This window comes from Dyadobacter sp. SRI_021, assembly GCF_057586235.1.
In genome coordinates, this window is the sequence record NZ_JBYCZM010000005.1 from 616,620 (window position 1) to 641,559 (window position 24,940).

Genomic DNA, 24,940 nt, shown 5'->3' on the forward strand with positions numbered 1-24,940 from the left:
TAAATCATTCCCAAACCCAGAACCGTTTGTAGGAAACAGTGTCGGGCCAACGCCCGATGATAATGTTGCCGTTTTGCTCTACCCAGGCATGTGCCTCAAACCGCTTGGCGGGGTTGATCTCAATTCCTATTTCCAGGGTCAATGCCGGTGAATTACGAAGCAGGTACTTGGCGGCAAGGGCACGCGGTAGGCACAAAAATTCAAATGGCAGCAGGTTCGCCGCTGTATCCACCGCCCAAACAGTCTGTTCCATAGTTTCCCGTGTGGTTTCCTGAACCCGGCTCGGGCGACTGAGCCTGTGGTACCATTTTCTGAATAGCGGAAAAGGAAGTAAAAGAAGTCCGGCCTTGATCCACACCAGACACCATACAGCCCGCAGGAATATCCATTTCTCCCGCCCGGACAAGCTCCGCCATTTCCCTATCAGCTTACCGATCTTACCCAAAATCTATTTGATTATTTCAACCAGTCTCTCGGATATCAAATCCTTCAACAACCCGTCGATGTCGCGCTTGGCAGTGTCTACATCGACGTCATACTCGCTGATGACCACATCACACAACGCTTCGATCGTCTGCGGCCCTTTCTCTAATGTATCCCAGATCAATACCCCCACTTCATCCAGACCATAATAAGCTCCTTTGCTGTGGTTGAGAATGACTGTTTCCCCTGCAACTTTGGACGATATCTGTTCTGATGTAAGCTGGTATTTCATTCTGAAAAATTAAATCTGAAAGTATAATGTGCAACCGAATTGTACAAAGTTAGGCATTTTAATCACTCAATCTCAAACTTTATTCCCTGCGCCAACGGCAATGCGGTGCCGTAATTGATCGTATTAGTTTGACGTCGCATATAAGCCTTCCAGGCATCAGAACCCGATTCACGCCCGCCGCCGGTCTCTTTTTCACCGCCAAACGCGCCCCCGATCTCCGCACCGGATGTACCGATATTTACGTTGGCAATGCCGCAGTCGGAGCCTCCGAATGACAGGAAACGCTCGGCATCACGCAGGTCGTTGGTAAAAATCGCGGAAGAAAGTCCCTGCGGCACATCGTTTTGCAACGCGATGGCTTCGTCGGCATCGCTATAACGGATCAGGTACAGGATCGGCGCGAATGTTTCGTGCTGGACGATCTCCCAATGGTTTTCGACCTCCGCAATACACGGCGAAACATAACAACCCGACGCATACTGATCTCCTCCCGGTACGCCCGGCGCTACCACAAATGAGCCTCCCGCCTGTTTGATCTGTTCTACGGCATGCTGATATTGTGCTACGGCCTGCTTGTCGATCAAAGGTCCCACGTGAATACCCGGATCCAGCGGGTTGCCGATTTTCAACTGGCCATATGCCTTTGCCAAACGGTTCTTTACTTCCTCAAATATCGAGTCATGCACAATTAACCGGCGCGTCGATGTACATCGCTGGCCCGCTGTACCGACCGCCCCAAAAACAATCGCCGGGATCGCAACCTTCAAATCGGCCGTGGGAGTTACGATAATCGCGTTATTCCCGCCCAGTTCGAGCAGGGATTTCCCCAATCGCCTCGCCACCGCCTCTCCTACCGAGCGGCCCATCGGGATGCTGCCGGTAGCCGATACCAGCGCGATCCGCGGATCGTTCGAGAGCCATTCCCCCACTTCGCGTCCGCCGGAAACAATGCATGACACGCCTTCCGGCACCTCGTTGTCTTTCAGGACGCCCCGTATAATGTGCTGGCAGGCGATGGCTGTCAGCGGCGTTTTTTCCGAAGGCTTCCACACGCATACATTCCCACATACCCAGGCGACCATCGAATTCCATGACCACACGGCCACCGGAAAATTGAATGCCGAAATGATCCCGACCACACCCAATGGATGCCATTGCTCGTACATGCGGTGCTGCGGGCGCTCGCTATGCATGGTAAGGCCGTAAAGTTGGCGGGAAAGACCGGTAGCAAAGTCGCAGATATCAATCATCTCCTGGACCTCCCCCAGCCCCTCCTGTAAGCTTTTCCCCATTTCGTAGCTGACAAGCGTGCCCAATTCCTGTTTGTATTCACGAAGCTTCACACCCATTTGCCGCACAATTTCGCCGCGTTTGGGGGCCGGTATACTTCGCCAGGTTTTGAATGCTAGCGAGGCTGTTTCCACCGCGCGGTCGTAATCCTCACGCGAGGCTTGCTTTACCGCTCCTATTTTGCGGCCATCCACCGGAGAAAAAGATTCCAGCAACGCACCGCCGCCTTCCCAGCTCAGCTGTCCGGTAGTTACGCCGTGGTTAATGCCCTCGATGCCTAGTTTTTCAAGAATTAAATCGATCCCTTTCATACTTTTTCAGCCTATATTCTTAAAAAACTGTCCATTCATTGTCTTGAAAAAATCATCGAGCACAATGTCTTCCTGCCGGATAAACCCGGTTCCGGGCAGTACGCCATCAGCCACCATTTCCACCACCGACGCAATGGAGGCTGCCGTGGTCCAGGAAATGGCCCGCCAATGCTGGCCGTCAATCTGAATAGGATGATAAGCCTGATAAAATTCTTCTCTTTCGAGGTGATTGCCTTTCCAGCCCTCCACCACGGCATACACATACACTACGTCCTGCTGCACGGGGGGTTTAGCCTCAGTCAGGATTTCCTCCACCAATGCGCGTTTATCTTTCAGGCACAGTTCGTATAACACGAAACGCATCAGATTGCAATGCCCCGGGTAACGAATAGTCTTGTAGTTCAAAGTATCCACCTTCCCTTCCAGGGTCTCACACATAGTGGCGAGGCCCCCCGAAGTACTGAATGCTTCGAATTCCTGGCCTTCGATATTGATCATTTCAATACCTTCGAGCGATGGCACCATCTTACGGACCCCGTTGTGGATGACCTCGGCGTCGTTCAGATATTCGTTCACCACGCCCGCGGGCGACCACGTGAAGGAGTATCCCATCTGCCCGTTCGGATAGCGTGGTAATGCGCCTACGCGAAGCTCGATATCCCGGATTTTGGTAAAACGCCTGGCCAGGTCCATTCCTACAATGCCGATAAAGCCTGGTGCAAGGCCGCATTGGGGTGCAAGCACGCTACGACTATCTTTGGCCATTTCACGGATGGCTGCAGTGGTAGGGACGTCTTCGGTGAGGTCGAAATAATGGATGCCCGCCTTGTGCGCACGTTGCGCGATGGGTAGGTTAAGGTTGTAAGGCATACAGGACACCACCGCGTCGAAACCGGCCAATACCTTATCCAGAAATGCGCCGTCGTTCACATCACCGGCCATGACATCGAAAGGCAATTGCACTGCGGGCTCGGTCTTGTCGACCCCGGTAACCTGAAAGCGTTTACTCAGCAAAGTCGCTACCAGCGAGCCTACTTTTCCTAATCCGATCACAAGTACTCTTTGCATGTATAGTTTAAAATGGTTTTAGTTGAAATTTTTGAAGCTATTTTGAAAGATAGAAAAAGAAATTGCAGTTTTTAAAACTTGCATGTCATTTTTGTAGGACAAATCAGCCATTATGACAATCACCATTGTGGGCGGCGGCGCTTCGGGTTTCATGGCAGCAATTACGGCAGCGGAGACGTTTCCGGACGCCTGCATTACCATTCTTGAAAAAAGCAGGACAGTCCTTAACAAGGTCCGTATTTCCGGTGGCGGAAGGTGCAATGTGACGCACCGGCCCCACGAGCTGCGCCATTTCATCAAAAATTACCCGCGAGGCGAAAAGTTACTTCGCAAGCTCTTGCCTCATTTCGATGCAGATGCCACTGTGGCGTGGTTTGAGAAAAGGGGTGTTCATCTCAAAACCGAAGCCGACGGGCGCATGTTTCCCACTTCCGATTCGTCGCATACCATTATCGAATGCCTCATTAAAACAGCCCGTAACCTGAATATAGAGATCAGGACGAGCGTGCATGTAGATTCCTTTGAGAAAACGGGGGACGCATTCCAGTTGAAGCTTGTCAACGGAGAACCCATTCTAACCGATCGGCTGTTGATCGCAACCGGGGGTTATCCGAGAGCAGAAAGTTTCGACTGGCTGGAAGAACACCGGCACGTGATCGTACCACCGCTGCCTTCATTGTTTACATTTAATACGCCTGATAACTACCTGCTACCGCTAGCTGGTGTAGCCGTAAAAGATGCATGGGTCAAAATATCAGGCACCAAACATGAATGGCGCGGGCCGTTGCTAATCACGCACTGGGGTTTCAGCGGGCCGGCAGTGCTGAAACTCTCGGCCTGGGGCGCGCGCGACCTTGCCGAAAAAAATTACCATTTTACCTGTCGCATCAACTGGCTACCGGAAATGAAGGAACAGGAGGTCCGCGACTTTTTACTCGCCGAAAAAAACAATACTGCCAAACAGCAGATCGCCTCGCACGCCCGATTCGGCTTACCTTCGCGGCTTTGGAAAGCATTTACCGAAAAAGCGGAAATCCCCGACACATTGCGCTGGGGAGATGCGAGCCATAAAGTACTGAACCGAATGACCGAGCTACTCACCAACAGCCAATATGAAGTGAAGGGCAAAACCACATTTAAAGAGGAATTCGTCACCTGCGGTGGCATTGCATTGGCAGATATCGACCCGGAAACATTACAAAGCCGTTCCCTACCCGGCCTCTTCTTTGCCGGGGAAGTGATGGACGTCGACGGCATTACCGGTGGTTTCAACTTCCAGAATGCCTGGACGACCGGTTATATTGTGGGAAAAAATATTGGTCTTTAATCCCCCGCCATGGTGTCGAAATAGGCCCTTACCTTTTTCGCCCGGTCGAGACCGATCAGATCTGTGAGCGTTTCGATTGAACTCTCGCGTATAGCACGCACGGAGCCGAAATGCTTCAAAAGCTTCGTAGCCGTCACCTTCCCGACGCCCACAACGCCTTCCAGCTCGCTTACCAGGCTCGCTTTGCTGCGCTTATCGCGGTGGAACGTGATTGCAAACCGGTGTGCTTCGTCGCGGATCTGCTGGATCAGTTTCAGCGATTCGGACCGTTTATCGATATATAACGGAAGCGGGTCTTCCGGGAAATAAATTTCTTCCAGTCTTTTGGCAATACCAATAATAGGCACCTGCCCGTAAATGCCCAGGCTTTTCAATGCATCACAGGCTGCACCCAACTGCCCCTTGCCACCATCTATCACGATCAGGTCGGGCAATGGCTGTTCTTCCGCGATCAGTCGGAGATAGCGGCGGCTCACGATCTCGTTCATCGAAGCAAAGTCGTTCGGCCCTATTACAGTTTTGATATTGAAATGGCGGTAATCCTTTTTTGACGGCTTTCCATCCTTGAAACACACCATCGACGCCACCGGATTGGTACCCTGAATATTTGAGTTGTCAAAACACTCGATATGCCTCGGAAGCGTTTTGATCTGCAAATCAGCTTTGAGACGGATCAGTACCCGGTCCTTTTTGGAGGTGGTAGCAGACGCTTCCACTTCGCGGCGCTCGGTCCTCTCCCTTCTGAAATACATCACATTTTTCATGGACATATCCAGCAGCTTCTTCTTGTCGCCGATTTGCGGAACGGTCACTTCGAGCCGCATGTCGAGATCCGGTTTCAGATTTGAAACCAATTCCTTCGCCTCCGAACCGTACGTCGACCGCATTTCCACAATCATCATCGAAAGGATTTCCATATCGCTTTCGTCGAGCTTTTTCTTCACTTCCAGCGTCTGTGTCGCCACCATGTAACCCTCTTTTATTTTCATAAAATTGAGGTACGCGGCTTCCTCGTCAGACACGATTGTGAGCACATCGATATTACCAATACGAGGGTTGATCACCGTAGCCTTGCTCTGGAAGTTAGACAAATGCTCAATTTTCGTCTTCCACGCATGCGCTTTTTCAAACGCCATTTGCTCCGCGGCTTCGAGCATTTTCTCCTTGAAATACTGCTGCGGCGATGACAAATTACCTTTCAATATATTATGTACCTGCTCAATCTCCGCATTGTATTCATCTTCGGCTTGCAGACCTTCGCACGGCCCTTTGCAGTTGCCAATATGGTATTCCAGGCAAACCTTGAATTTTTTGGCCTCGATATTCGACTTCGTCAGTGGCAGCTGGCACGAGCGGATCTGGTATAATGCCTTGAACATGTCGAGCAGCGTGTGCATCGAGCGTAAATTGGCAAACGGGCCATAAAAGGTACCTTTGGTACGGTCCATATTCCGCGTCGGGAATACCCGTGGGAATGGCTCGTCGGTAACGCAAATGAACGGATAAGTCTTATCGTCTTTAAGCAGAATGTTGAATTTGGGCTGCAATTGCTTGATCAGCTGGTTTTCCAGCAACAGTGCATCCCATTCGCTCAAAACGATGGTAAATTCGATCCGGCGGATCTGGCTCACGAGCCGTTTGGTCTTACGGTCGTGTTGGTTGTTTTTCAAAAAATAGCTCGAAACCCGGTTTCGCAGGCTTTTCGCTTTTCCTACATATATCACCTCACCAGTTTCGTCGAAATACCGGTACACACCGGGATCGAGAGGAATTTTGGCGAGTTCTTCTTTATAATTGAATTCAGACATTGATTGAGATTTAGGACTAAACGGCGCCCCTGTTGAAGAAAAACAACCGCATCAATTGAAAAGTTGCGTCGCTCACAAGCTGGAATGCTTCACTTTGTGCGGCATTCAAATCCATAGGCCTGTTCAAAACGGAAACGGCGTAGGTAATACCCACGGCCCGGGCCTGTTCCGGCGTAATCTGCAAAGTGCCGCAAACAACGGCGAGCGGCACATGATGGCTCGTGCAAAGTCCGGCCAACCCTTTTACTACTTTCCCAGCCAGCGTTTGCTCATCCACTTTTCCTTCCCCTGTGATCACCAAATCCGCATTGGCAACGAGCGAAGCAATATTGCACTGCTCCATCACAATGCTGATACCGTCTTTCAGCTCAGCATTCAAAAACCACATGCACCCCGCGCCAAGGCCTCCCGCTGCACCTGCGCCCGGTACGAGGCTCACGTCCCGCCTGAATGCACGCGTGGCTACCTGTGTAAGGTTCTCCAGTCCCTTGTCCAGCTGCACCACCATTTCCGGGTCAGCACCCTTCTGCGGGCCGTATACAAATGCGGCACCTTCCTTGCCAAACAACGGGTTGGTCACATCACAAGCCACTACCACCGAAACCAACGCAAGCCGGGGATCCGCATTATGCGTATCGATCGACGCGATTTTCGCAAGCGATTCGCCGTTTGGCAGCAATGTATGCCCCTCCGCATCTTTGAATGCGTAACCAAGTGCCTCCGCCATCCCGATGCCTCCGTCGGTAGTAGCGCTCCCGCCGATTCCGAGAATGATCTTTTTCACACCGCGGTCCAATGCATCGACAATGAGCTGCCCCGTTCCAAATGTGCTCGTCCGAAGCGGGTTGCGTTCTTCTCTTTTCAGCAGTCCGAGGCCCGAAGCGGCAGCCATTTCGATAAATGCGACCTGATGATCCTGCGAAAGTCCGTAAGTGGCTTTGATTGGCCGGTTCAGCGGATCCATCACGGTTACCGTCACTTCGAATCCACTGGCTTGTTGCGTCAATATCTTCGAAGTCCCTTCTCCTCCGTCGGCTAACGGTATCGCCGTTACTTTCGCGTTGGGATATGCCTTTACAATGCCATTGATAACGGCATCGCAAACTTCCGCAGCTTCCAGCGAACCGCGAAACTTGTCAGGGGCAACTAGGATATTCACGGGCAGGGATTTAATAGGATCAGAACAGAACGCCTTCGTCGTCAGATCGTGACGGCGGAATGTAAGTATCGGTACTGTCGGTCGCTACCCCACCGCATTCACGGACGTAATTTTCGGGTTTGTTGAATGGCATCTTACGATATTGTACCAATGTAGGATCAGCATATACCTTTTGCATAAACAATCCCCAGGCCGGCATCGCAATGCGGCCGCCCTGCCCGTAAGCAATGGTACGGAAGTGGATGCTTCGATCTTCGCCGCCTACCCAGATGCCCGATACGAGGTTTTGCGTCATGCCCATAAACCAACCGTCCGAATAATTCGAAGTAGTACCGGTTTTGGCTGCGATCTCATTCCCTTCGGTAACGCCGTACTGCCGCAACCGGCCGGCAGTCCCTCCCGGATCCTCGACCGCACCACGCATCAGATACAACATATTATAAGCCATGTTGGCACTGATCTCCTGGTTCTGCTTCTGGAAAAATTCCTGCAATACATTGCCGTAACGATCTTCAATGCGCAGGATCGTCATCGGTTCCGTTCTGTGGCCGCCGTTTGCAAATGCGCAATAGGCGCCTACCATTTCATATACCGAAACATCACTGATGCCCAGACAGAGCGAAGGTACCTCCTGTAATTTGGAGGTAATCCCTAACTTATGCGCATATTCCACCACCGCCTTCGGCTTTACCATTTTCATCAGGTAGGCACTCACGGTATTCACCGATTTTCCCAATGCCTGTCGCAGCGACAGCGATTGATAAGAGTACTTGTTATTGGAGTTCTTGGGCGACCATCCCCCAGGTACACCGTCGGAAAGCCCGAAATAAACCGGCTGATCGGTCACATGGTCACATGGCGTGAGAAAGTTCTTATCCAATGCCGAAACATATACAAACGGCTTGAAAGTAGACCCCGGCTGCCGCGACCCCTGCTTTACGTGGTCATATTTGAAGTATTTGAAATTAATACCTCCTACCCACGCCTTCACGTGCCCGTTACGCGGGTCCATGGACATCATACCTGCACGCAGGAAGCGTTTGTAATAAGCAATGGAATCGAGCGGGCTCATGGTCACTTCTTTCTCTCCGTTCCAGGTAAAAACCTTCATTTTGTAAGGCTTCTTCATGATCCTCCATGCTTCCTCTTCGCCCAGGTCTCTTTTCAGCGATATGAAATGCGGGGAGCGCTTTGCTGCGGTGGTAATGAAGCCGGGGATTTCCTTGCCGTTATCGAAGGTCCATGGGTTACGGCCTTTCCAGTGCTCATCAAACAGCTTTTGCTGAACTTTCATGTGCTCAGTCAATGCTGCTTCCTGGTAGCGCTGCATGCGCGAGTCGATGGTCGTATAAATGCGCAGCCCGCTTGTATAAAGATCGAGATCCGTATCGTGTTCCTCGTTGTAGAGCTTCACCCAGCTTTTGAGGTACCCGCGCATCGACTCGCGGAAGTAGGGTGCCAAGCCGGTATTATGACTATCGACCGTAAAATTCAGCCCCAGAGACTTTTCTTTATATTTCTCAAAATCCTCTTCGCGGATGTAATCATATTTATACATCTGAGCCAGAACTGTATTTCTTCTGTTCAATGCATTAGTCGGGAAGCGCAGCGGGTTAAACAACGTCGGGTTTTGCAACATCCCCACGAGCAATGCAGCTTCGGTGACGTTCAGGTCCCAGGGCTCCTTATCGAAATAAGTTTTGGAAGCTACTTTAATACCATAAGTATTGTTACCAAAAGAAACCGTATTGAGGTACATCTGCATGATTTCCTGCTTGGTATACTTTCTCTCCAATACCACTGCCAGGACCCATTCCTTTGTTTTGGCTATGACAATACGGACTACCGGTATTTTACCGAGCAGCCCCTCATATTCTTCCGAACGGGTATTGAAAAGGTTTTTGGCGACTTGCTGCGTGAGCGTACTGCCGCCCCCGGAGCTGGAACTTCCCGAGACGACGCCTTTGAATACCCTTAACAAACTCCGTGGATCGATACCCGAGTGGTTAACAAAACGGGCATCCTCGGTAGCTACAAGTGCATCGATAAGATTAGGGGATATTTGTGCGATATCGATGGGCGTCCTGTTTTCGAAGAAATATTTACCCAACGATTTGCCGTCCTCGCTGATGAGCTCCGATGCCAGTTCGCTTTTAGGGTTTTCGAGTGTTTTCAGGTCCGGCATGCCACCGAACAACCACAAAAAATTAAAACTGACGGCAACGATGTAGAATATGATCAGACCCAGTCCCAGGCCAACTATCCGCCAGAGACGAACAATGGTGCGCCGATACTTTCCGGGTTGCAATTCAATCATAGATGTGGGGTGATAGGTTACTGGAAAAGGCAAATATACAATTTCAGCCTATTATCTCTTGCCCATGGAGAGGGAATTGAATTCCTGCATTTCTTTCAGACGGGGCAGGTAAATGCTGGTAGGATACAGCCGCATGAACTCGGTAATAGCTTGCGCGTAGGCTTCCTTACCTCTCACTTTACCGATCAAAAATACGCGCAGCAATGCGAACTTGTCCTCCATGGAACTGCCTTTGTAGGACGGCAGGTTTTTCTCGATATCTTCCAGCGCTTTCGTGTAATTACCATCTGCGTAGAGCTTGTACATGGCTTCGTACTCCTTCGTCGCATTGCCGGAAGTGCCTCCGGTATCGGTCGTTTTATTGACGAGGCGGGCATAAGTCGATGTAGGATATTCGCTTAACAACTTCGATTTCCAGGATTCTTTCTGAGCGGCATTATCCTCATTGCTCAGAAAAAGCAGGTAATAGATTTCGTCTTTATATTGCGTTTTAGGATACTCCGCCAGCACCCGCTCGAACGCCGCAATAGCTCGATTGGATTCTTTAAGATCAAATCGATAGATCTTGCCCAGATTGTAGAGCGCATCCTCCTTTTTCTTTTGCGAAGCTGCAAATGCCGTATCCGACAACGGAACGTCCTTTTTCAACATTGCATGTATCTGGTCCCACTGCGGCGTGCCTTTTTTCAATCCGGTACTTTCCGGCGCTGCCTGCGCAACAGCGGTGCTATCCGTACCGCCCGCACTATTGTTGCCTGCAAGCGTACGCAGAGGACGGCTGCTCCGGCGCCAGTCGTCTTCCAGCGGGCGGTTACCCCAGGTCCTTTTAAAGTCGATCTTGCCCTTGTTGACCAATGCAGGGTCGAACAGCTCGAAGCGACGTTCTCCGCCCGCGACCAACGGATTTCCTCCGCCTTGCTGCAGACTCGCGTTCTGTGCCGCGATTTGCGCTTTTCTTGCCTTTTCCTCCTCTTCGAGGCGCTTCTTCTCTCTCGCTTCGATGATCTGGTCAATCTTATTATCCAATTGTGCGGGGTTCATTTTAGCCAGCCTCTGGAGGCTGTCCTCGACCGAAACAATGGTGTATTGCGTCACAAAATTGTCGAGTGCACGTTTCCTGTCGGCCACGAGGCGGTATTCAGGCGCCTCCTGCGGCAGAATGGCCAACGCACTGTCGTAATAGGCCTTGGACATTTCAAAATTTTCGAGCGCTTCGTATTCTATCCTCGCCAGTTGCAGATAAGTGTAGGCTTTTTGCTGCATATTTCCTTTGGACGCCGCTGCCGCTTTCTGCAAATAGCTTACCGCTTCCGGGATCTGCTTTTTGTGTTCAGCCAGTAAACCCATCGTGAAATACACATGGTCTTTCAGGTCGTCATTTTTCCGATCACGGAGCATTTTATCAAAACCTACATTGGTAAGGTCACGCTTCGGATCCAGCACCACCTCGTTTTGCAGGGAATTCATATTGGAATAAAAGCCGAGGTCGTAGTTTGGCTTGTTCCTGTTTACACTTTTATAATGCCGGTTAGCCAATGCATACTGTCCAAGACGGTCGTACATCTGAGCTGCTGCGAAATGAATGCGGGCCGTTTCCGTTGATTTCTTTAAAAGCGGGAATGTCTCTTCCAGGATCGCAACGGAAGTCAGGTATTCGCCGTTTTGCTGATGCAAATAAGCTTTGGTGAGGTAAAAATCACGTTGAGATACTTTGCTCAGTGGCTGTTGGCTTAAATATTCGGCCACACCCAGCGCATTGGAGTAATCCTTATGCTCTATATAGGCCCGCATCAGCAGGATCAGGGCATTATTTTTGTCGTTCTCGTCGCGTCCGTTAGCATATACGTAGCGCAATGCTTCCAGGCCATCCGCCCATTGCCCAAGATACAACCGCGATTTGCCCAAAAGTATATAGCTGTTGTCGATCCATTTACTGTTCTGATGCTTCTCAGCTACAATTGAGGCTTTTTTAATCGCATCCTGCAACTTTGGCTTTACCGGCTGGGCGAGAATCGAGTCCATCGGAAGCAGTATCGGGAGCAGCTGGTTATAGTTTTCTTTATACGCCTTCTTCATTTCAAACTCCGCTTCTGCCATATCCTGCTCCGCCATAAAATAGGCATTATAACGCGCTGCTACGTTGTGAAAAGTGATGGCACCGGGCCGCGAGCTATACTGAGAACAGGCAGCCGCAACGATAATCATGACAAGTAGCGGTAATGTGCGTCGGATATGGGAGGTAAAACGGTCGATCACGAAATTGACTTTATGGGGTGTTCGTCTTTCTGTCAGGTTGCAAACCTAAAACGGTATTTTCAATAAAACCGTATCGAAGATAATGCCATTTGCAAAATTTGAAGCAATTTTACCTTTATATTCTACCATGATGGAAGATCCGAAAAAGACCGTGGACAAAAGCACGTCGACACGCTTCCTGAAATACTCGGGAATGGCGACGCAAATGCTGGGCACTATCCTGGCATTCACCTGGGGCGGCTACAAGCTCGACGAGTGGCAGCAAAATAAGGTACCAGTGTGGACGCTCGTGCTCTCGCTTGTCTCCATTGCCGCCTCGCTCTACCTTTTGATAAGAAGTTTTACCAAACGATAATTGCTCCTCCCCGACGCACGCGTATGCTACGTACCCTGATCGCTACTATTTCGCTCGGAATTGTATTTTTCCTTGCTCAAAGATTCCACGCCGATTCTTTCCTGCATCCCTATATTTGGTACATTCTCATATTCTTTTTCGGGCTCGCATTTCTCGTCCACCGGCTCATGGAGTTCGGAATGCGGAACAAGCGTGAGAAATTTGTCACATTTTACATTTCCAGCATTGTTGCGAGGATCATTCTGAGCATCATTTTCATCGGCTTGTTTTTGTATAATGGGCTAACTGATTCATTCCTATTCGTTATCAACTTTTTTGCACTCTATTTATTTTATACATGCTTTGAAATATATGGTTTGTATCGTAACTTGCGCCGCGATTGACAAAGCATAGTATTTCAAGCATTTATGTATACCCATCTGAGACGGTTTTTTACTATCGCCCTTATAGCGGCAACATGCGTTTTTAACCTCCCGGCCCGTGCCGACGAACCTACTCAGCACGAGACTGACAAGGTCGCTCAGGCTGTGAACGAGGAAGAGCATAAAATTGAACATAAGCTTGAAGAGCACGAAGAGGAGTTCAAGATCGGCGAGATGATCATGCACCACATTGCCGACTCTCACGAGTGGGAGTTCTCTCACGGCGTATCGATCCCACTTCCTGTAATTCTCTATTCGGAAGACCGCGGCTTGGAGGTTTTCCTATCGTCTAAGTTCCACAACGAACACCACGAATACAACGGTTACCACCTGGTACATGGTGAATCCGAACAAATCGTGCCTGTTGACGAATCCCGTAAAATCTACGACTTTTCGATCACCAAGAACGTCGCTTCGATGCTATTAAGCGCGGTGATCCTGATCCTCGTTTTCACAAGCGTTGCAGGCTGGTACAAAAACAGCAAGGGCAAAGCGCCGAAAGGTTTCGCATCTGCGATGGAGGTAATCATCCTTTTCATTCGCGACGAAGTGGTAAAGCCAAACGTAGGACCGAAATACGAAAAATACCTACCATATTTGCTCACGTTGTTCTTCTTCATTCTGATCAACAACATCATGGGTCTGCTTCCTGGGTCGGCTAACCTTACCGGTAACATCGCCGTAACCATGACATTGGCAGTGCTGACATTCATTATCGTTCACCTGAACGCGAATGGCAACTACTACAAACACCTTTTGAGCCCTCCGGGAGTACCTGCTCCACTGTTGCTCATTATGATCCCGGTTGAGATCGTAGGGGTGTTCATGAAGCCGTTCTCTTTGATGGTCCGGTTGTTTGCCAACATCACAGCAGGTCACATTATCCTGTTGAGCTTGTTCGGGCTGATCTTTATTTTCCAAAGCTTCGTGATCGCCCCGGTAATCTCTCTGTTCGCATTGTTCCTGAACTTCATCGAGATTATGGTAGCGTTCATCCAGGCGTTCATCTTCACACTATTATCGTCTATGTACATCGGAAGCGCCATTGAAGAGCATGGCCACGCCGACCACGGACACTGATTCGAATCTCTTTTTTATTAATTTATATTTTAAACAAACAAATTATGTTCGCTCAAATTTTGCTTCAAGCTGCTGAACAAGGTGGTGCAGGTCTTGCAGTTTTCGGTGCTGCTATCGGCGCAGGTCTTGCTGCTATCGGTGCGGGTCTTGGTATTGGTAAAATCGGTGGTAGCGCTGTTGAAGGTATCGCCCGTCAACCAGAAGCTGCTGGTGCCATCCAAACTGCTATGTTGATCATCGCGGCTCTGATCGAAGCGGTAGCGCTTTTCGCAGCGGTAATCTGTCTGCTTATCTCTTTCAAGCTTTAACAGAGCTTCCCGAAAGGGGAACATTGCCCCGGCGCGCTAGGCCTGGACGCGATGCCAAAACATTCTCGTGGGAGCATTAGGCTTCCACGAAATTTTAATAATAAGAAGAGAGAAGATTTAGATCGTTCTTACACTCAAAAACTCATTTAACTATGTCATTGCTTACTCCAAACCCAGGCCTTATTTTCTGGATGCTGGTAGTATTTTTGCTGGTAGTGTTTATCCTGTCCAAATTCGCATGGAAACCTATCCTCAAAGGTTTGAAAGACCGTGAAAACGAAATTCAGGGCGCGCTGGACCTCGCAGAAAAAACACGTGCTGAAATGGCACAATTGAAGTCGGACAACGAGAAACTGATCGCAGAAGCAAACGCAATCCGTGACCAGATCCTTCGTGACGCAAAAGACGCTGCCGACAGAACCATTGCGGAGTCGAAAGACAAAGCGGCTGTTGAAGCACAAAAAATCATCGAAAGCGCACGCGAAACGATCCGCAACGAACAAGCGGTAGCCGTGAGCAAAATCAAGAAAGAAGTGGCTACGCTTTCATTGGAAATCGCTGAAAAAGTATTGCACCGTGAATTGGAAGACAAAGGAGCTCAGGAAAAACTGATCGCCGACCTTGCTTCATCTGCGCGTCTTAACTAACCAGCATTTAAAATCTCATTCCGATGTCAGTAAGTATTGTAGCATCCAGATATGCAAAATCGCTGATCGAGCTCGCAAAAGAACAAAACGTTCTGGACACGGTTTATCAGGATATGCTGCTGTTCAAAGAAACAGCGGACCAGAACCGCGGCCTGATGCTTGCATTGAAAAGCCCGGTGGTGCGTCACGAGAAGAAATCAGGGATTTTGAAAGGCCTTTTCAAAGAGCGCGTAAGCCCGGTTTCATTCGCGATATTCGATATTATCACCAAGAAAAACCGGGAGGCTATCCTCGACGAAATCGCGGTGGAATTCATTAAAGCCTATAATGTTTACAAGGGAATTGAAAAAGCGACGGTGGTAACCCCTACCCCGCTCACCGACGAACTTCGTAAGCAATTCACCGATATTGTTGCCAAAGCAACCGGAAAAACGGTTCAACTTGCCGAGAAAGTAGATAATGCTCTGATCGGCGGGTATGTGTTGACAGTGGGCGACCGCCAGATCGACGCTTCGCTGCGCAGCCGTTTGAACGAACTTAAATTACAGTTAGTAAACTGAAATTTTTATCTGCATAATTTGGAAGACCCGGCTGCTATGCGGCCGGGTCTTTTTTTATGCTATACTTTCATTTTCACTACATTCTTGTAGCTCGTCTCAATGGCTTGTACCGGCGGTACTTTCGCTACGTCCTGCTCCACGAAGAAATGCGTCATGCCTGCCAGTTTACGGTTCGCAAATATTTTAGCGAAATCGATGGAGCCGGTTCCTACCTCTGCAAATGAGCCGTCCTTCTTGTCGATATCTTTCACGTGCCACAATGGGAAACGGCCCGGATATTTCTTAAACAATGCCACAGGATCCATACCTGCTTTTACGGCCCAGTACAAATCCAGTTCGAGCTTCACGAGTTTCGGATCGGTTTTGCCAGCGATGTAATCGTAAGGCAACTCACCACCGATTTTCTTGAATTCGAAATCGTGGTTATGATAACCGAACTGCAGGCCTGCCTTCTTGGCTACTTCGCCTGATTTGTTGAACAAATCGACATAGCTTTTATACTGATCGATCGTCTTGCGCTCGGACTCGGTCAGGTAGGCGCAGTTTACATACTGCTGGCCCAGTTCTGCCGCATCGTCGACCGCTTTTTGCCAGCTGTTACTCAATGTGCCTTTGGCTGTTTTGTTCTCCACACCGGCGCCGTAATGGCCGCTTACGGGGTTCAAGCCCAGGTCGCCGAGGATCTTCTTGAACTCTTTGGGCGTTTTACCGAAGAATTTACCGTCTGAATAGCCGTAAAGTTCCACTTCCTTATAACCGATCGCCGAGACCTTTTTCAGCGTGCCCAGGAGGTCTTTCGATATTTCGTTACGAAGCGTGTACAATTGCAAACCGATTGGCGAAGGGGCTTTCACGTCCAGGCTCAATTTGGAGAGCATGGGGGTAGCCAGCATGAATGCACCGGCTTTCAGGAACGATTTCCGGGAAATCTTTTCGTTGTAATCCATTGGTTAAGATTCGAAAAATTAAAAAATAAAACTACGGGGTAATATCAACGGCGCCGGAGGCGGAAAGCTTGCGCTTCGTATCGTCGTCCAGTTTCCACTCTTGCGTGAAATAGTTATCGATCAGCAGGTTGGCGGATGAATCTTTAAAAAAAATAATGTCTTTAAATTCCGGAAGCTTACGATGCATCACCGATACGAATGGGAAACCCTCGTCTTTCACCCCGGTCCACCAGGGCAACCCCGAACTCACAGCTACATAATGGCCTTCCATTGGCAGTATATAAAACAGCCCATGCGCTGTGTCGCCTTTCTTTAAATGCACCGGGAGCATATCAGCGTGTTTTGCGATCAACGCGTTCGTTTCCTTCGTACCAAACAGTATGAGGTTGGCGCTTTCGATATCGCTTGGGCGCACTTCTTTATCAGCCAGCACGCGCGGGAAGAACATGATTCGCCCCAAAAACTCACCCCGGTACTGCGACCAGCTCGCAGCCTGCGTAGCAATGTCTACGCGTTTTTTCAACTCTTCGGGTGAAGGATTATCCGCCGTCCCGTACACATACACATGACGCGAAGCAAATGCGGCATATATCGGCCCCTCAGCACCTTTTTTCTTGCCTGTGTAAATGGACATGATCGTCGCACCCTCCACAGCCCATTTGCCACTCGCCGGCTCGCGGAACAAGGTTACCACACTGTCTGTCTTCGTATTCACATTCGAGCCATCGATTTTCAATGCCAATGCAGCGCCCGGTTTGAATTTGGAGTGGCCTTTGAGATTTAAGGTAAACTTTTCAAGATTTTGCGTTTTGATGTCCAATGTATTCTCCTTCGTAAACTTCGCATCAATCTCTGCCAGCTTTCCGACAGCCATTCGGTTCAACGTTACCCAAAACGCCTTATCATATTTGTATTGCTTACTCACAAACCGCACGCGATCCGGGTGTGGGTTACGTTTATAGTCGTCGAACCACTGGAAAATGTATTCATTGTCATAGGCATTCACCCAGCTGTCGTGCTTTACATCCACAAACTCCTTATAACTTACTTCCGTGCCCAGGTCCTGCAAAGTCGATACCCATTTCTGCGTTCCTGCTACGGGTACCACCGGATCCGCATCGCCATGGAAGAAATGGATAGGAAAGTTGGTCGCATTAGGCGCGAGGTCGAATGTGCCCGCGGGCGGCGCGGGGCACACGGGCGCAATAGCCGCCCATATATCCGGGCGCGTAAGACCGATCCAGAGCGTACCGCCGCCGCCCATCGACAGGCCAGTCAGATAAGTGCGGTCTTCATCGATTTTAAAGCGCTTTTTCACATCTGCCAGCACGTCGTAAACATCCTGTTCAGGAATTCCCTGATAACCGGCCGTTCCGCGTGCGTAGGGTGATGCCACAATGTATTCGACATTCTCCCATTTCGGGAAGTAGCGCGTGGCTTCCACGTCGGTTTCACCTTCTGCATTGCTTTTCCCAAACACGCGGCGCAATGCCAGGCGATGATTGGACCCGGCGCCGTGCAACATGATCACGAGCGGATACTTTTTGTTTTCGTCGAAATTTGCAGGGAGATAAAGGCCGTAGGGCTGCTCGGTATCGTCGGCGTCGGAGAAAAATGTGAGGACCTGAGGGCCAGAAGGTAATTTTTGTGCAGAAACGTCGGCATTAATGGCTGCAAGACTGAGCGTTAGGCCCAGCACAGCGTTTTTCCAGTTAGGTCCCATTAGTTATACGAATTTTCGATGGCTAAATATAAATAAAACAATTATGAATTGGGGGAATTCACCCACGCGCATGAAAGTCGTTTTAATTAGAGACCAATCTATTAAACGACATGGCAGTAGTAGAATTCCCCCAGCTCATAGCCCGAGGTTGTGGCCTGGATGTACACAAAGATACAGTAGTTGCTTCAATCAAAGGGACTGGAATCCAGGAAGAAACCCGGACCTTCGCCACCTTCACCAGAGATCTGGAAGATTTGGCGCATTGGCTTGAAGGCCATCAGATTACCCACATAGCTATGGAGAGTACGGGAGTTTATTGGCGACCGGTATATTATGTTTTGGAAGGCCGCTTCGAGATCATCCTGGTCAATGCCCGTCATATCAAGAATGTCCCCGGCCACAAAACCGATAAAAAGGATTCGGAATGGATCGCTAAACTGCTTTTAAGTGGGCTTCTCAGACATAGTTTTGTTCCCGAAGGCTGGGTGCGAGAATTAAGAACATTGCTGCGGCACCGTAAAAAACTGGTCAATGAGCGCAGCAGGGAAAAGAACCGGTTACAAAATATCTTAGAGTCGGACCGCCGATGCGGATGCCAACATCAAGCTGGGTAGCGTAGTCAGCGACGTTTTTTCTAAAACCGGTCAGGGGATTATAGATTTGTTATTGGACGGCGTTACCGATCCTGTTGTGTTATCAAACCAGGCCAGAGGTTCGCTGGTAAACAAAAAGCAGGTTTTACAACAGGCCCTTTACGGTCGGTTCTGTGAACGTCACCGCTTTATGTTGAAGTTGCTCACAGAGACGATGGACGCCTTGGACAAGCTAATCGACCAACTCGACCAGCAGATTGAACTTTGTCTGGCCGGTAAGCAGGATGAGCTCGCATTATTGCAAACCATTCCAGGTGTATCCAGGCAATCTGCCATTGGCATCGTTTCAGAAATCGGTCTGGATATGTCCCAATTTACTTCCGACAAACACCTTGCCTCCTGGGCCGGCGTCTGCCCCGGTAACAACGAAAGTGCAGGGAAAATAAGGTCGGCAAGAACAACGCATGGCAATACCTACTTGAAAACAACATTAATCGAAGCGTCCTGGGCGGCAAGCCATACGATGAATACCTACCTGTCATTCAAGTACCACAAACTCACCCAGAGACGGGGAAAGAAGAAAGCGGCAATGGCGATTGCACACCACATACTGACAGCATCATACCATATCCTCCGGGATAAATTACCTTACAAGGAACCAGCGCTGAGAGCGGAAATCCTAATTGAAAGAAGGAAAGCGGAAATCCAGCGGCTGGAAAACCGGGTAAGAAAATTGAAAATATTAGCGTCCCAATAGAAAGGTCGAGGCTTTTTTTGGTGGACTATACCCCGTAAATAAAACTGATAACAGACGCTAAGCACCCACAGCTGTTGCCAAGAGCACGTAGAAAAAATTTTTCTCTAAAAGGAAAATCGCTTAGATCGATCTGTGATCATGGGATTGCTGTGTGTATACGGGTTCACATGAGACTTTCAGAAAAAAAGGCAGGTCTTCCGACCTGCCTTTTAAGCTACTTGTGCTTTCGGAGCATTACAAATCTAGTTTGCGAGCTCTTCTTCCTTCTTGCGAACACTAATAACGAGTTGTTCACTCTTCTCTTCATGATCGGCTACCAGTACATCGCCTTCGCGCAGGTCGCCTTTCAGTATTTCTTCCGCTACGGGATCTTCCAGGTATTTCTGGATTGCCCGGTTCAAAGGACGAGCCCCGTATTGTGGATCGTAACCTTTATCGGACAGGAAGTCTTTCGCAGCGATAGTCAATTCGATTTCGTAGCCCAGACCTTTCACACGGCTGAACAGTTTGCCCAATGAAATGTCGATAATGCGGTGCAAATCTTCGCGTTGCAGCGAGTTGAACACGATCACATCGTCGAGACGGTTCAGGAACTCCGGAGAAAATGCTTTACGCAATGCGCTCTGGATGGTACCTTTCATAATGTCATCCTGGTTCTCGGCTCTTGCTTTGGTAGAGAAACCGATTCCTGTTCCGAAATCTTTCAAATCACGCGCCCCGATATTCGAAGTCATGATGATGATCGTGTTACGGAAATCGACTCTTCTGCCCAAACCGTCCGTCAGAATACCGTCGTCGAGTACTTGCAGCAGGATATTGAACACATCCGGGTGCGCTTTTTCGATCTCGTCGAGCAATACGACGCTGTATGGTTTGCGGCGGATCTTCTCGGTTAGCTGGCCACCTTCTTCGTACCCCACATATCCCGGAGGCGCTCCTACCAGACGCGATACGCTGAATTTCTCCATGTATTCGCTCATATCGATACGCACCAGCGAGTCATCTTTGTCAAACAGGTAAGTCGACAATACTTTCGCGAGCTCGGTTTTACCTACACCGGTTGGTCCAAGGAAAATGAATGAACCGATTGGTTTCTTAGGATCTTTCAAGCCCACACGTGTACGCTGAATCGCTTTCACGAGTTTCTCGATCGGCGGGTCCTGGCCGATCACTTTCGATTTCAGTTCGTCGGCCATATTTAGCAATTTCTTGCCTTCGTCCATCGATACGTTCGTCACAGGAATACCCGTCATCATCGCCACTACCTCAGCCACATTCTGTTCTGTGACGGTATAGCGTTTCTGCTTGGTTTCTTCTTCCCATGCCAGTTTAGCTCTTTCCAGCTGATCGATCAGTTTTTTCTCACGATCTCTCAATTGAGCAGCTTCTTCGTATTTCTGACTTTTTACTACCCGGTTTTTCTCCTGTTTGATATTCTCGATTTGCTCTTCAAGCATCAAAATATCCTCAGGAACCGTGATGTTGCTGATATGCACACGAGCACCTACTTCATCGAGCACGTCGATGGCCTTGTCCGGCAGGAAGCGATCGGTAATATATCTTTCCGACAGTTTCACCGCCGTGCTAATCGCCTCAGGCGTGTAGTTTACGTGGTGGTGATCTTCGTATTTGTCCTTGATGTTGGTCAGGATCTGGATCGTTTCTTCGATCGAAGTCGCGTCCACCATTACCATCTGGAAACGACGAGCTAATGCGCCGTCTTTCTCGATGTACTGGCGGTACTCGTCCAGCGTGGTAGCTCCGATACATTGGATTTCCCCGCGTGACAACGCCGGCTTGAACATGTTCGAAGCGTCCAGCGAGCCTGATGCACCGCCTGCGCCCACAATCGTGTGAAGCTCATCGATGAATAGGATCACATCCGGTGATTTTTCCAGCTCGTTCATGACCGCCTTCATTCTTTCTTCAAACTGGCCGCGGTATTTGGTACCAGCCACAAGCGAAGCAAGGTCAAGCGTCACGACGCGCTTGCCGAAAAGCACACGGGATACTTTTTTCTGAACAATCCGCAATGCGAGGCCCTCTGCGATGGCTGTTTTACCAACACCAGGCTCGCCGATCAGGATCGGGTTATTCTTTTTACGGCGGCTGAGGATCTGCGCCACACGCTCGATCTCTTTCTCACGTCCCACGATTGGGTCGAGCTTGCCTACTTCCGCCATTTTGGTTAAATCCCTTCCAAAGTTATCCAGGACAGGTGTACGGGACTTTTCAGCACCTTTGGATTCTTTACCGGAAGAAGAGCCACTACCACCTCCAAACATTCCGCCTCTGGCTTCATCATCCCCGTCTTCGGTCTCCGGCCCCATATGAGGTCTGGATCCGGATGATTGATATTCTAACATTTCCTTGATGACTTCGTAGTTAACATTGAACTTATGCAATATCTGGGTACCTACATTGTCTTCGTCACGCAATATCGAAAGAAGCAAATGCTCGGTGCCGATGAGCGTGCTTTTGAAAATCTTAGCTTCCAGATATGTAATCTTCAACACCTTCTCCGACTGCCTCGTCAGAGGGATATTTTGTAAATTTTTAACGTTGTTTGTGGCTGCACCTTTGGTTGCCTGCTCGATCGTCTGGCGGACGTCGTCCAGCGACACCCCGAGTTTTTTAAGCAACCCTATGGCTACACCATCACCCTCACGGATCATTCCTAATAACAAGTGTTCTGCACCAATGTAATCGTGACCCAGGCGGAGGGCTTCTTCCCGGCTCATTGAGATTACCTCTTTCACTCTATTCGAAAATTTTGCTTCCATTGTGTAGCAATAAAAAGTGTTTATGTATTCTAAACGCTACTTGATCTCCGTTTGTTCAAAGTAGCTTTTATTGAGACTTACAGGATCTTAACAAAACACTTTTTGCTTCCGGCCCCATATTAAACAGTAAATCAACAATACTTAAATTCCCCACAAAATCATTCCCGAAGGTCTGGTAATAAGGCGCAGGGTGGTAATATTTATGCAAATCAGGCTGTTTTCGGTTGTTAATGAGTGAAATAGCGTTTACAACCGCATTTTCATCCATTTTAACTCCTGACAAATTGTACTGAATGTCCTTTTTTACACCAGTCAATCTAAGACAAATTGTCAACAATTCATAGTTCAGATCGACGAGATATGCCAGCTTCCTTTCGTAAACACGCTTGAACTCGTGGGCGTAATACTCGTAAAAAGGAGACTTTCCGTAGGCTGACTGCAGGCAACCCAGATGGCGCCGTGTCCAATCCTGGTTATAGTCGATCAAAATATCTTTCGTGGAGCTCGCTGCCTTATATCCTTTCACAGGAATCGTCAGCGTATCTATTTTATTGGTAGTGAGTACATTGCAGCGATTTCTGTAAGTCTGCTTCACATACCTCTCCTCAACGTCAATGTAGACCCGGTCGTACTGTAATATACAAGTAAAATACTCTAAACAAGGCAGATACTGCAATTCAATCCGTACTTCCGTGGACTGATCCTCTTTAACTAAAAAATCCGACACTATCAAATATGGTAAAGGCTTATGATATTATCAAAAAATTTATAATAATTATTTTGCACAGTCAACAATGTTCAACAGCAACTTAAATCATTACAATTTTTGATCTCAAAGGAAGATACTTACGTCACCCAGGCCTTCCCGAATGATCTCAAAATCATCGCCATCCGCCTTCACAATGGTAGACGCCACGTTACCCCCGTACCCCCCATCGACCACCATATCTACCTGGTGCTGGAACTTCTCGAAAATCAGTTCGGGATCGGTCGAATACTCGATGATCTCGTCGTCGTCTCGGATGGAAGTCGTCACGATCGGGTTCCCTAACTCCTTTACTATCAAACGGGGAATAAGGTTGTCTGGCACCCTTATTCCGACCGTTTTTTTATTCGTATTCAAAAGCTTAGGGACATTGCTCGTCGCTTCGAGGATGAATGTGTACGGCCCGGGGAGCACCCTTTTCATGGTTTTGAAGGCAGTATTGCCCACTTTCGCAAAGTCGGAAATGTGGCTCAGGTCGTAGCAGATAAATGAAAAGTCGTTTTTCTGTGGCTTGATGCCTTTGATACGCGCTATTTTCTCGACTGCGCGGGTGTTGTAAATATCGCAGCCGAGTCCGTACACCGTATCGGTCGGGTAAATCACCAAACCTCCGTCACGAAGACAGTCCACTACCTGACGGATTCGACGCTCGTCAGGGTTTTGGGGATAAATTTTAACAAACTCAGCAGGCATAAGGGAAATTTTTACTTTTTGACCTAACAAAATCAAAATGCAAATCCTTCCTGCGGCGTCATTTTTTTTAAATTTTCGATGTAGAATCTGTAAGCGAAATTCACCGGCAAATGCAGCCTGCACATTAGTACGATCAGCTCTGTCTGCAAGCCCGGGTTCTCAATATAGTTCAATAACCGGCGAAAACGTACAGCGAGTTCAAACTCTTGCGCGTACAGACATTTACGGATAAATGTACGTATGCGCGCGGCTAAAAGATCGAACTCTTTCTGGTCGCGGTTCAGATCATATGCTTTGTTGCAAACCGCATAGTACGACTGCAGCATTCCACTTCCTTTTTTGTAAACACCAGTTGAAAGCGAAGTTTTGAGCACCCGCTTTTTGGTCAGGATTTCGTCGAGGTAGAAGTATTTAAAACGGACCGATGACCGCACCCAGAAATCGAAGTCCTCAAATGCCAGCGTTTCGTCATAGCCACCCAGGAGCTGCAATGTGGCTGTCCGCATCATCATCGTGGGCGTGCAAATGAAATACCGTTCCAGAATATTCTTGTAAACATCGCCCGACGGCACCTTGCAGGCCGCCTTCCCCCGGTTATCGGTTTCATAATGGTAATGCAGCTGCTGCCCGGACTTTCCGATGTACCGTGCGTTGGTAAACACGACGGCATAGTCCTCTGAAAGCGCTTCGAAAGTTTCCACCTGTTTTTCGATCCGGTCGGCGATCATTACGTCGTCCCCGGAGAGATCAATCACATATTTGCCTTGCGCGATGGTTAAGCCCTGGTTGAATGCCCTGCAAAGGCCCAGGTTATGGCGATTGCGGATTACCTGAAAGGCGGGCGCCTTCCCTTTGAAACTTTCGATCACACCCAGCGTATTGTCTTTGCTTGCATTGTCGATGACGATCAGCTGAATGTACGGATAAGTCTGGTAGAAAACGGAAGTCAAAGCTTCCTCAATGTACTTCTCCTGATTATAGGTCGTCAGGATAACTGTAACGAGTGGTTTTTCCAAGTTTGTCATGTCGTGCGCTCCAAGCGGTCCCTTCATTTA

The 24,940-nt window shown here is 49.0% G+C and carries 23 protein-coding genes; 9 read left to right on the forward strand and 14 right to left on the reverse strand.

The window, feature by feature from the left end; all coding sequences use genetic code 11:
- Positions 1-4: 4 nt before the first annotated feature.
- The 4 genes from AC2YIT_RS18830 to AC2YIT_RS18845 form a co-directional block, all read right to left on the reverse strand.
- Positions 5-445, reverse strand: coding sequence for a lasso peptide biosynthesis B2 protein (locus AC2YIT_RS18830; RefSeq protein ID WP_487280162.1), 441 nt, complete (start codon positions 443-445; stop codon positions 5-7).
- A gap of 3 nt (positions 446-448) precedes the next feature.
- Positions 449-715: a PqqD family protein gene (locus tag AC2YIT_RS18835; RefSeq protein ID WP_487280163.1), complete on the reverse strand. Its 267-nt coding sequence runs from the start codon at positions 713-715 to the stop codon at positions 449-451.
- 62 nt (positions 716-777) lie between these two features.
- Positions 778-2,316 (reverse strand): L-piperidine-6-carboxylate dehydrogenase, encoded by a 1,539-nt coding sequence (gene amaB / locus AC2YIT_RS18840; protein WP_487280164.1) that lies wholly within the window; start codon positions 2,314-2,316, stop codon positions 778-780.
- A gap of 6 nt (positions 2,317-2,322) precedes the next feature.
- Entirely contained in the window at positions 2,323-3,384 is a 1,062-nt protein-coding gene (locus AC2YIT_RS18845) for a saccharopine dehydrogenase family protein (protein ID WP_487280165.1), read from the reverse strand.
- A gap of 112 nt (positions 3,385-3,496) precedes the next feature.
- Between AC2YIT_RS18845 and AC2YIT_RS18850 the strand changes: the two genes are divergently transcribed.
- Entirely contained in the window at positions 3,497-4,711 is a 1,215-nt protein-coding gene (locus AC2YIT_RS18850; protein ID WP_487280166.1) for a BaiN/RdsA family NAD(P)/FAD-dependent oxidoreductase, read from the forward strand.
- Here AC2YIT_RS18850 and uvrC read toward each other — a convergent pair.
- The 4 genes from uvrC to porW are packed head-to-tail and all read right to left on the reverse strand — an operon-like array spanning position 4,708 to position 12,200.
- Positions 4,708-6,519 (reverse strand): excinuclease ABC subunit UvrC, encoded by a 1,812-nt coding sequence (gene uvrC, locus AC2YIT_RS18855; RefSeq protein WP_430845287.1) that lies wholly within the window; start codon positions 6,517-6,519, stop codon positions 4,708-4,710. The genes AC2YIT_RS18850 and uvrC overlap by 4 nt on opposite strands.
- A gap of 16 nt (positions 6,520-6,535) precedes the next feature.
- Entirely contained in the window at positions 6,536-7,678 is a 1,143-nt protein-coding gene (locus AC2YIT_RS18860; protein WP_487280167.1) for a glycerate kinase, read from the reverse strand.
- 19 nt (positions 7,679-7,697) lie between these two features.
- Positions 7,698-9,995, reverse strand: a complete 2,298-nt coding sequence (locus tag AC2YIT_RS18865) for a transglycosylase domain-containing protein (RefSeq protein WP_487280168.1) — start codon at positions 9,993-9,995, stop codon at positions 7,698-7,700.
- A gap of 51 nt (positions 9,996-10,046) precedes the next feature.
- On the reverse strand, positions 10,047-12,200 hold the full coding sequence (gene porW, locus AC2YIT_RS18870) for a type IX secretion system periplasmic lipoprotein PorW/SprE (protein WP_487280169.1): 2,154 nt from the start codon (positions 12,198-12,200) through the stop codon (positions 10,047-10,049).
- Between the two features lie 178 nt (positions 12,201-12,378).
- Here porW and AC2YIT_RS18875 point away from each other — a divergent pair, with 178 nt between their 5' ends.
- The 6 genes from AC2YIT_RS18875 (at position 12,379) to atpH (ending at position 15,623) form a co-directional block, all read left to right on the forward strand.
- On the forward strand, positions 12,379-12,606 hold the full coding sequence (locus AC2YIT_RS18875) for an AtpZ/AtpI family protein (protein WP_487280170.1): 228 nt from the start codon (positions 12,379-12,381) through the stop codon (positions 12,604-12,606).
- Between the two features lie 23 nt (positions 12,607-12,629).
- A complete protein-coding gene (locus tag AC2YIT_RS18880; protein ID WP_430845279.1) occupies positions 12,630-12,989 on the forward strand; it encodes a hypothetical protein in 360 nt (119 codons plus the stop codon).
- Between the two features lie 24 nt (positions 12,990-13,013).
- Entirely contained in the window at positions 13,014-14,108 is a 1,095-nt protein-coding gene (gene atpB, locus AC2YIT_RS18885) for a F0F1 ATP synthase subunit A (RefSeq protein WP_430845277.1), read from the forward strand.
- 44 nt (positions 14,109-14,152) lie between these two features.
- Positions 14,153-14,416 (forward strand): ATP synthase F0 subunit C, encoded by a 264-nt coding sequence (gene atpE / locus AC2YIT_RS18890; protein WP_090150806.1) that lies wholly within the window; start codon positions 14,153-14,155, stop codon positions 14,414-14,416.
- Positions 14,417-14,568: 152 nt separating this feature from the next.
- Entirely contained in the window at positions 14,569-15,063 is a 495-nt protein-coding gene (atpF, locus tag AC2YIT_RS18895) for a F0F1 ATP synthase subunit B (protein WP_430845275.1), read from the forward strand.
- A 23-nt stretch (positions 15,064-15,086) separates the two neighbouring features.
- Positions 15,087-15,623 (forward strand): ATP synthase F1 subunit delta, encoded by a 537-nt coding sequence (gene atpH, locus AC2YIT_RS18900; RefSeq protein WP_223401308.1) that lies wholly within the window; start codon positions 15,087-15,089, stop codon positions 15,621-15,623.
- A gap of 59 nt (positions 15,624-15,682) precedes the next feature.
- On the opposite strand, the gene AC2YIT_RS18905 is transcribed toward atpH, so the two are convergent.
- Both AC2YIT_RS18905 and AC2YIT_RS18910 read right to left on the reverse strand, forming a co-directional pair.
- Entirely contained in the window at positions 15,683-16,570 is an 888-nt protein-coding gene (locus tag AC2YIT_RS18905; RefSeq protein WP_487280171.1) for a sugar phosphate isomerase/epimerase family protein, read from the reverse strand.
- A gap of 31 nt (positions 16,571-16,601) precedes the next feature.
- Positions 16,602-18,293: a carboxylesterase family protein gene (locus tag AC2YIT_RS18910; protein WP_487280172.1), complete on the reverse strand. Its 1,692-nt coding sequence runs from the start codon at positions 18,291-18,293 to the stop codon at positions 16,602-16,604.
- Positions 18,294-18,403: 110 nt separating this feature from the next.
- Between AC2YIT_RS18910 and AC2YIT_RS18915 the strand changes: the two genes are divergently transcribed.
- Together AC2YIT_RS18915 and AC2YIT_RS18920 are read left to right on the forward strand one after the other, a co-directional pair.
- Positions 18,404-18,907, forward strand: coding sequence for an IS110 family RNA-guided transposase (locus AC2YIT_RS18915; RefSeq protein ID WP_487280173.1), 504 nt, complete (start codon positions 18,404-18,406; stop codon positions 18,905-18,907).
- A gap of 169 nt (positions 18,908-19,076) precedes the next feature.
- Entirely contained in the window at positions 19,077-19,643 is a 567-nt protein-coding gene (locus AC2YIT_RS18920; protein ID WP_487280174.1) for a transposase, read from the forward strand.
- A gap of 242 nt (positions 19,644-19,885) precedes the next feature.
- Here the strand turns inward: AC2YIT_RS18920 and AC2YIT_RS18925 are convergent, their stop codons facing one another.
- From AC2YIT_RS18925 to AC2YIT_RS18940, 4 genes are all read right to left on the reverse strand, one after another.
- Complete coding sequence (locus AC2YIT_RS18925; RefSeq protein WP_430845269.1) at positions 19,886-22,426, reverse strand: ATP-dependent Clp protease ATP-binding subunit; 2,541 nt, start codon at positions 22,424-22,426, stop codon at positions 19,886-19,888.
- A gap of 67 nt (positions 22,427-22,493) precedes the next feature.
- Positions 22,494-23,153, reverse strand: a complete 660-nt coding sequence (locus AC2YIT_RS18930) for a WbqC family protein (RefSeq protein WP_487280175.1) — start codon at positions 23,151-23,153, stop codon at positions 22,494-22,496.
- Positions 23,154-23,258: 105 nt separating this feature from the next.
- A complete protein-coding gene (locus AC2YIT_RS18935) occupies positions 23,259-23,885 on the reverse strand; it encodes an L-threonylcarbamoyladenylate synthase (protein ID WP_106596006.1) in 627 nt (208 codons plus the stop codon).
- A gap of 32 nt (positions 23,886-23,917) precedes the next feature.
- Positions 23,918-24,910: a glycosyltransferase family 2 protein gene (locus AC2YIT_RS18940; RefSeq protein ID WP_487280195.1), complete on the reverse strand. Its 993-nt coding sequence runs from the start codon at positions 24,908-24,910 to the stop codon at positions 23,918-23,920.
- Between the last annotated feature and the right edge of the window lie 30 nt (positions 24,911-24,940).

Excerpts from the sequence above, each read along its gene's own strand:
- AC2YIT_RS18835 (WP_487280163.1), bottom strand. The coding sequence starts at position 715 with ATGAAATACCAGCTTACATCAGAACAGATATCGTCCAAAGTTGCAGGG.
- amaB (WP_487280164.1), bottom strand. The coding sequence starts at position 2,316 with ATGAAAGGGATCGATTTAATTCTTGAAAAACTAGGCATCGAGGGCATT.
- AC2YIT_RS18845 (WP_487280165.1), bottom strand. The coding sequence starts at position 3,384 with ATGCAAAGAGTACTTGTGATCGGATTAGGAAAAGTAGGCTCGCTGGTA.
- AC2YIT_RS18850 (WP_487280166.1), top strand. The coding sequence starts at position 3,497 with ATGACAATCACCATTGTGGGCGGCGGCGCTTCGGGTTTCATGGCAGCA.
- uvrC (WP_430845287.1), bottom strand. The coding sequence starts at position 6,519 with ATGTCTGAATTCAATTATAAAGAAGAACTCGCCAAAATTCCTCTCGAT.
- AC2YIT_RS18865 (WP_487280168.1), bottom strand. The coding sequence starts at position 9,995 with ATGATTGAATTGCAACCCGGAAAGTATCGGCGCACCATTGTTCGTCTC.
- porW (WP_487280169.1), bottom strand. The coding sequence starts at position 12,200 with ATGATTATCGTTGCGGCTGCCTGTTCTCAGTATAGCTCGCGGCCCGGT.
- AC2YIT_RS18875 (WP_487280170.1), top strand. The coding sequence starts at position 12,379 with ATGATGGAAGATCCGAAAAAGACCGTGGACAAAAGCACGTCGACACGC.
- AC2YIT_RS18880 (WP_430845279.1), top strand. The coding sequence starts at position 12,630 with ATGCTACGTACCCTGATCGCTACTATTTCGCTCGGAATTGTATTTTTC.
- atpB (WP_430845277.1), top strand. The coding sequence starts at position 13,014 with ATGTATACCCATCTGAGACGGTTTTTTACTATCGCCCTTATAGCGGCA.
- atpE (WP_090150806.1), top strand. The coding sequence starts at position 14,153 with ATGTTCGCTCAAATTTTGCTTCAAGCTGCTGAACAAGGTGGTGCAGGT.
- atpF (WP_430845275.1), top strand. The coding sequence starts at position 14,569 with ATGTCATTGCTTACTCCAAACCCAGGCCTTATTTTCTGGATGCTGGTA.
- atpH (WP_223401308.1), top strand. The coding sequence starts at position 15,087 with ATGTCAGTAAGTATTGTAGCATCCAGATATGCAAAATCGCTGATCGAG.
- AC2YIT_RS18905 (WP_487280171.1), bottom strand. The coding sequence starts at position 16,570 with ATGGATTACAACGAAAAGATTTCCCGGAAATCGTTCCTGAAAGCCGGT.
- AC2YIT_RS18910 (WP_487280172.1), bottom strand. The coding sequence starts at position 18,293 with ATGGGACCTAACTGGAAAAACGCTGTGCTGGGCCTAACGCTCAGTCTT.
- AC2YIT_RS18915 (WP_487280173.1), top strand. The coding sequence starts at position 18,404 with ATGGCAGTAGTAGAATTCCCCCAGCTCATAGCCCGAGGTTGTGGCCTG.
- AC2YIT_RS18920 (WP_487280174.1), top strand. The coding sequence starts at position 19,077 with ATGTTGAAGTTGCTCACAGAGACGATGGACGCCTTGGACAAGCTAATC.
- AC2YIT_RS18925 (WP_430845269.1), bottom strand. The coding sequence starts at position 22,426 with ATGGAAGCAAAATTTTCGAATAGAGTGAAAGAGGTAATCTCAATGAGC.
- AC2YIT_RS18935 (WP_106596006.1), bottom strand. The coding sequence starts at position 23,885 with ATGCCTGCTGAGTTTGTTAAAATTTATCCCCAAAACCCTGACGAGCGT.
- AC2YIT_RS18940 (WP_487280195.1), bottom strand. The coding sequence starts at position 24,910 with ATGACAAACTTGGAAAAACCACTCGTTACAGTTATCCTGACGACCTAT.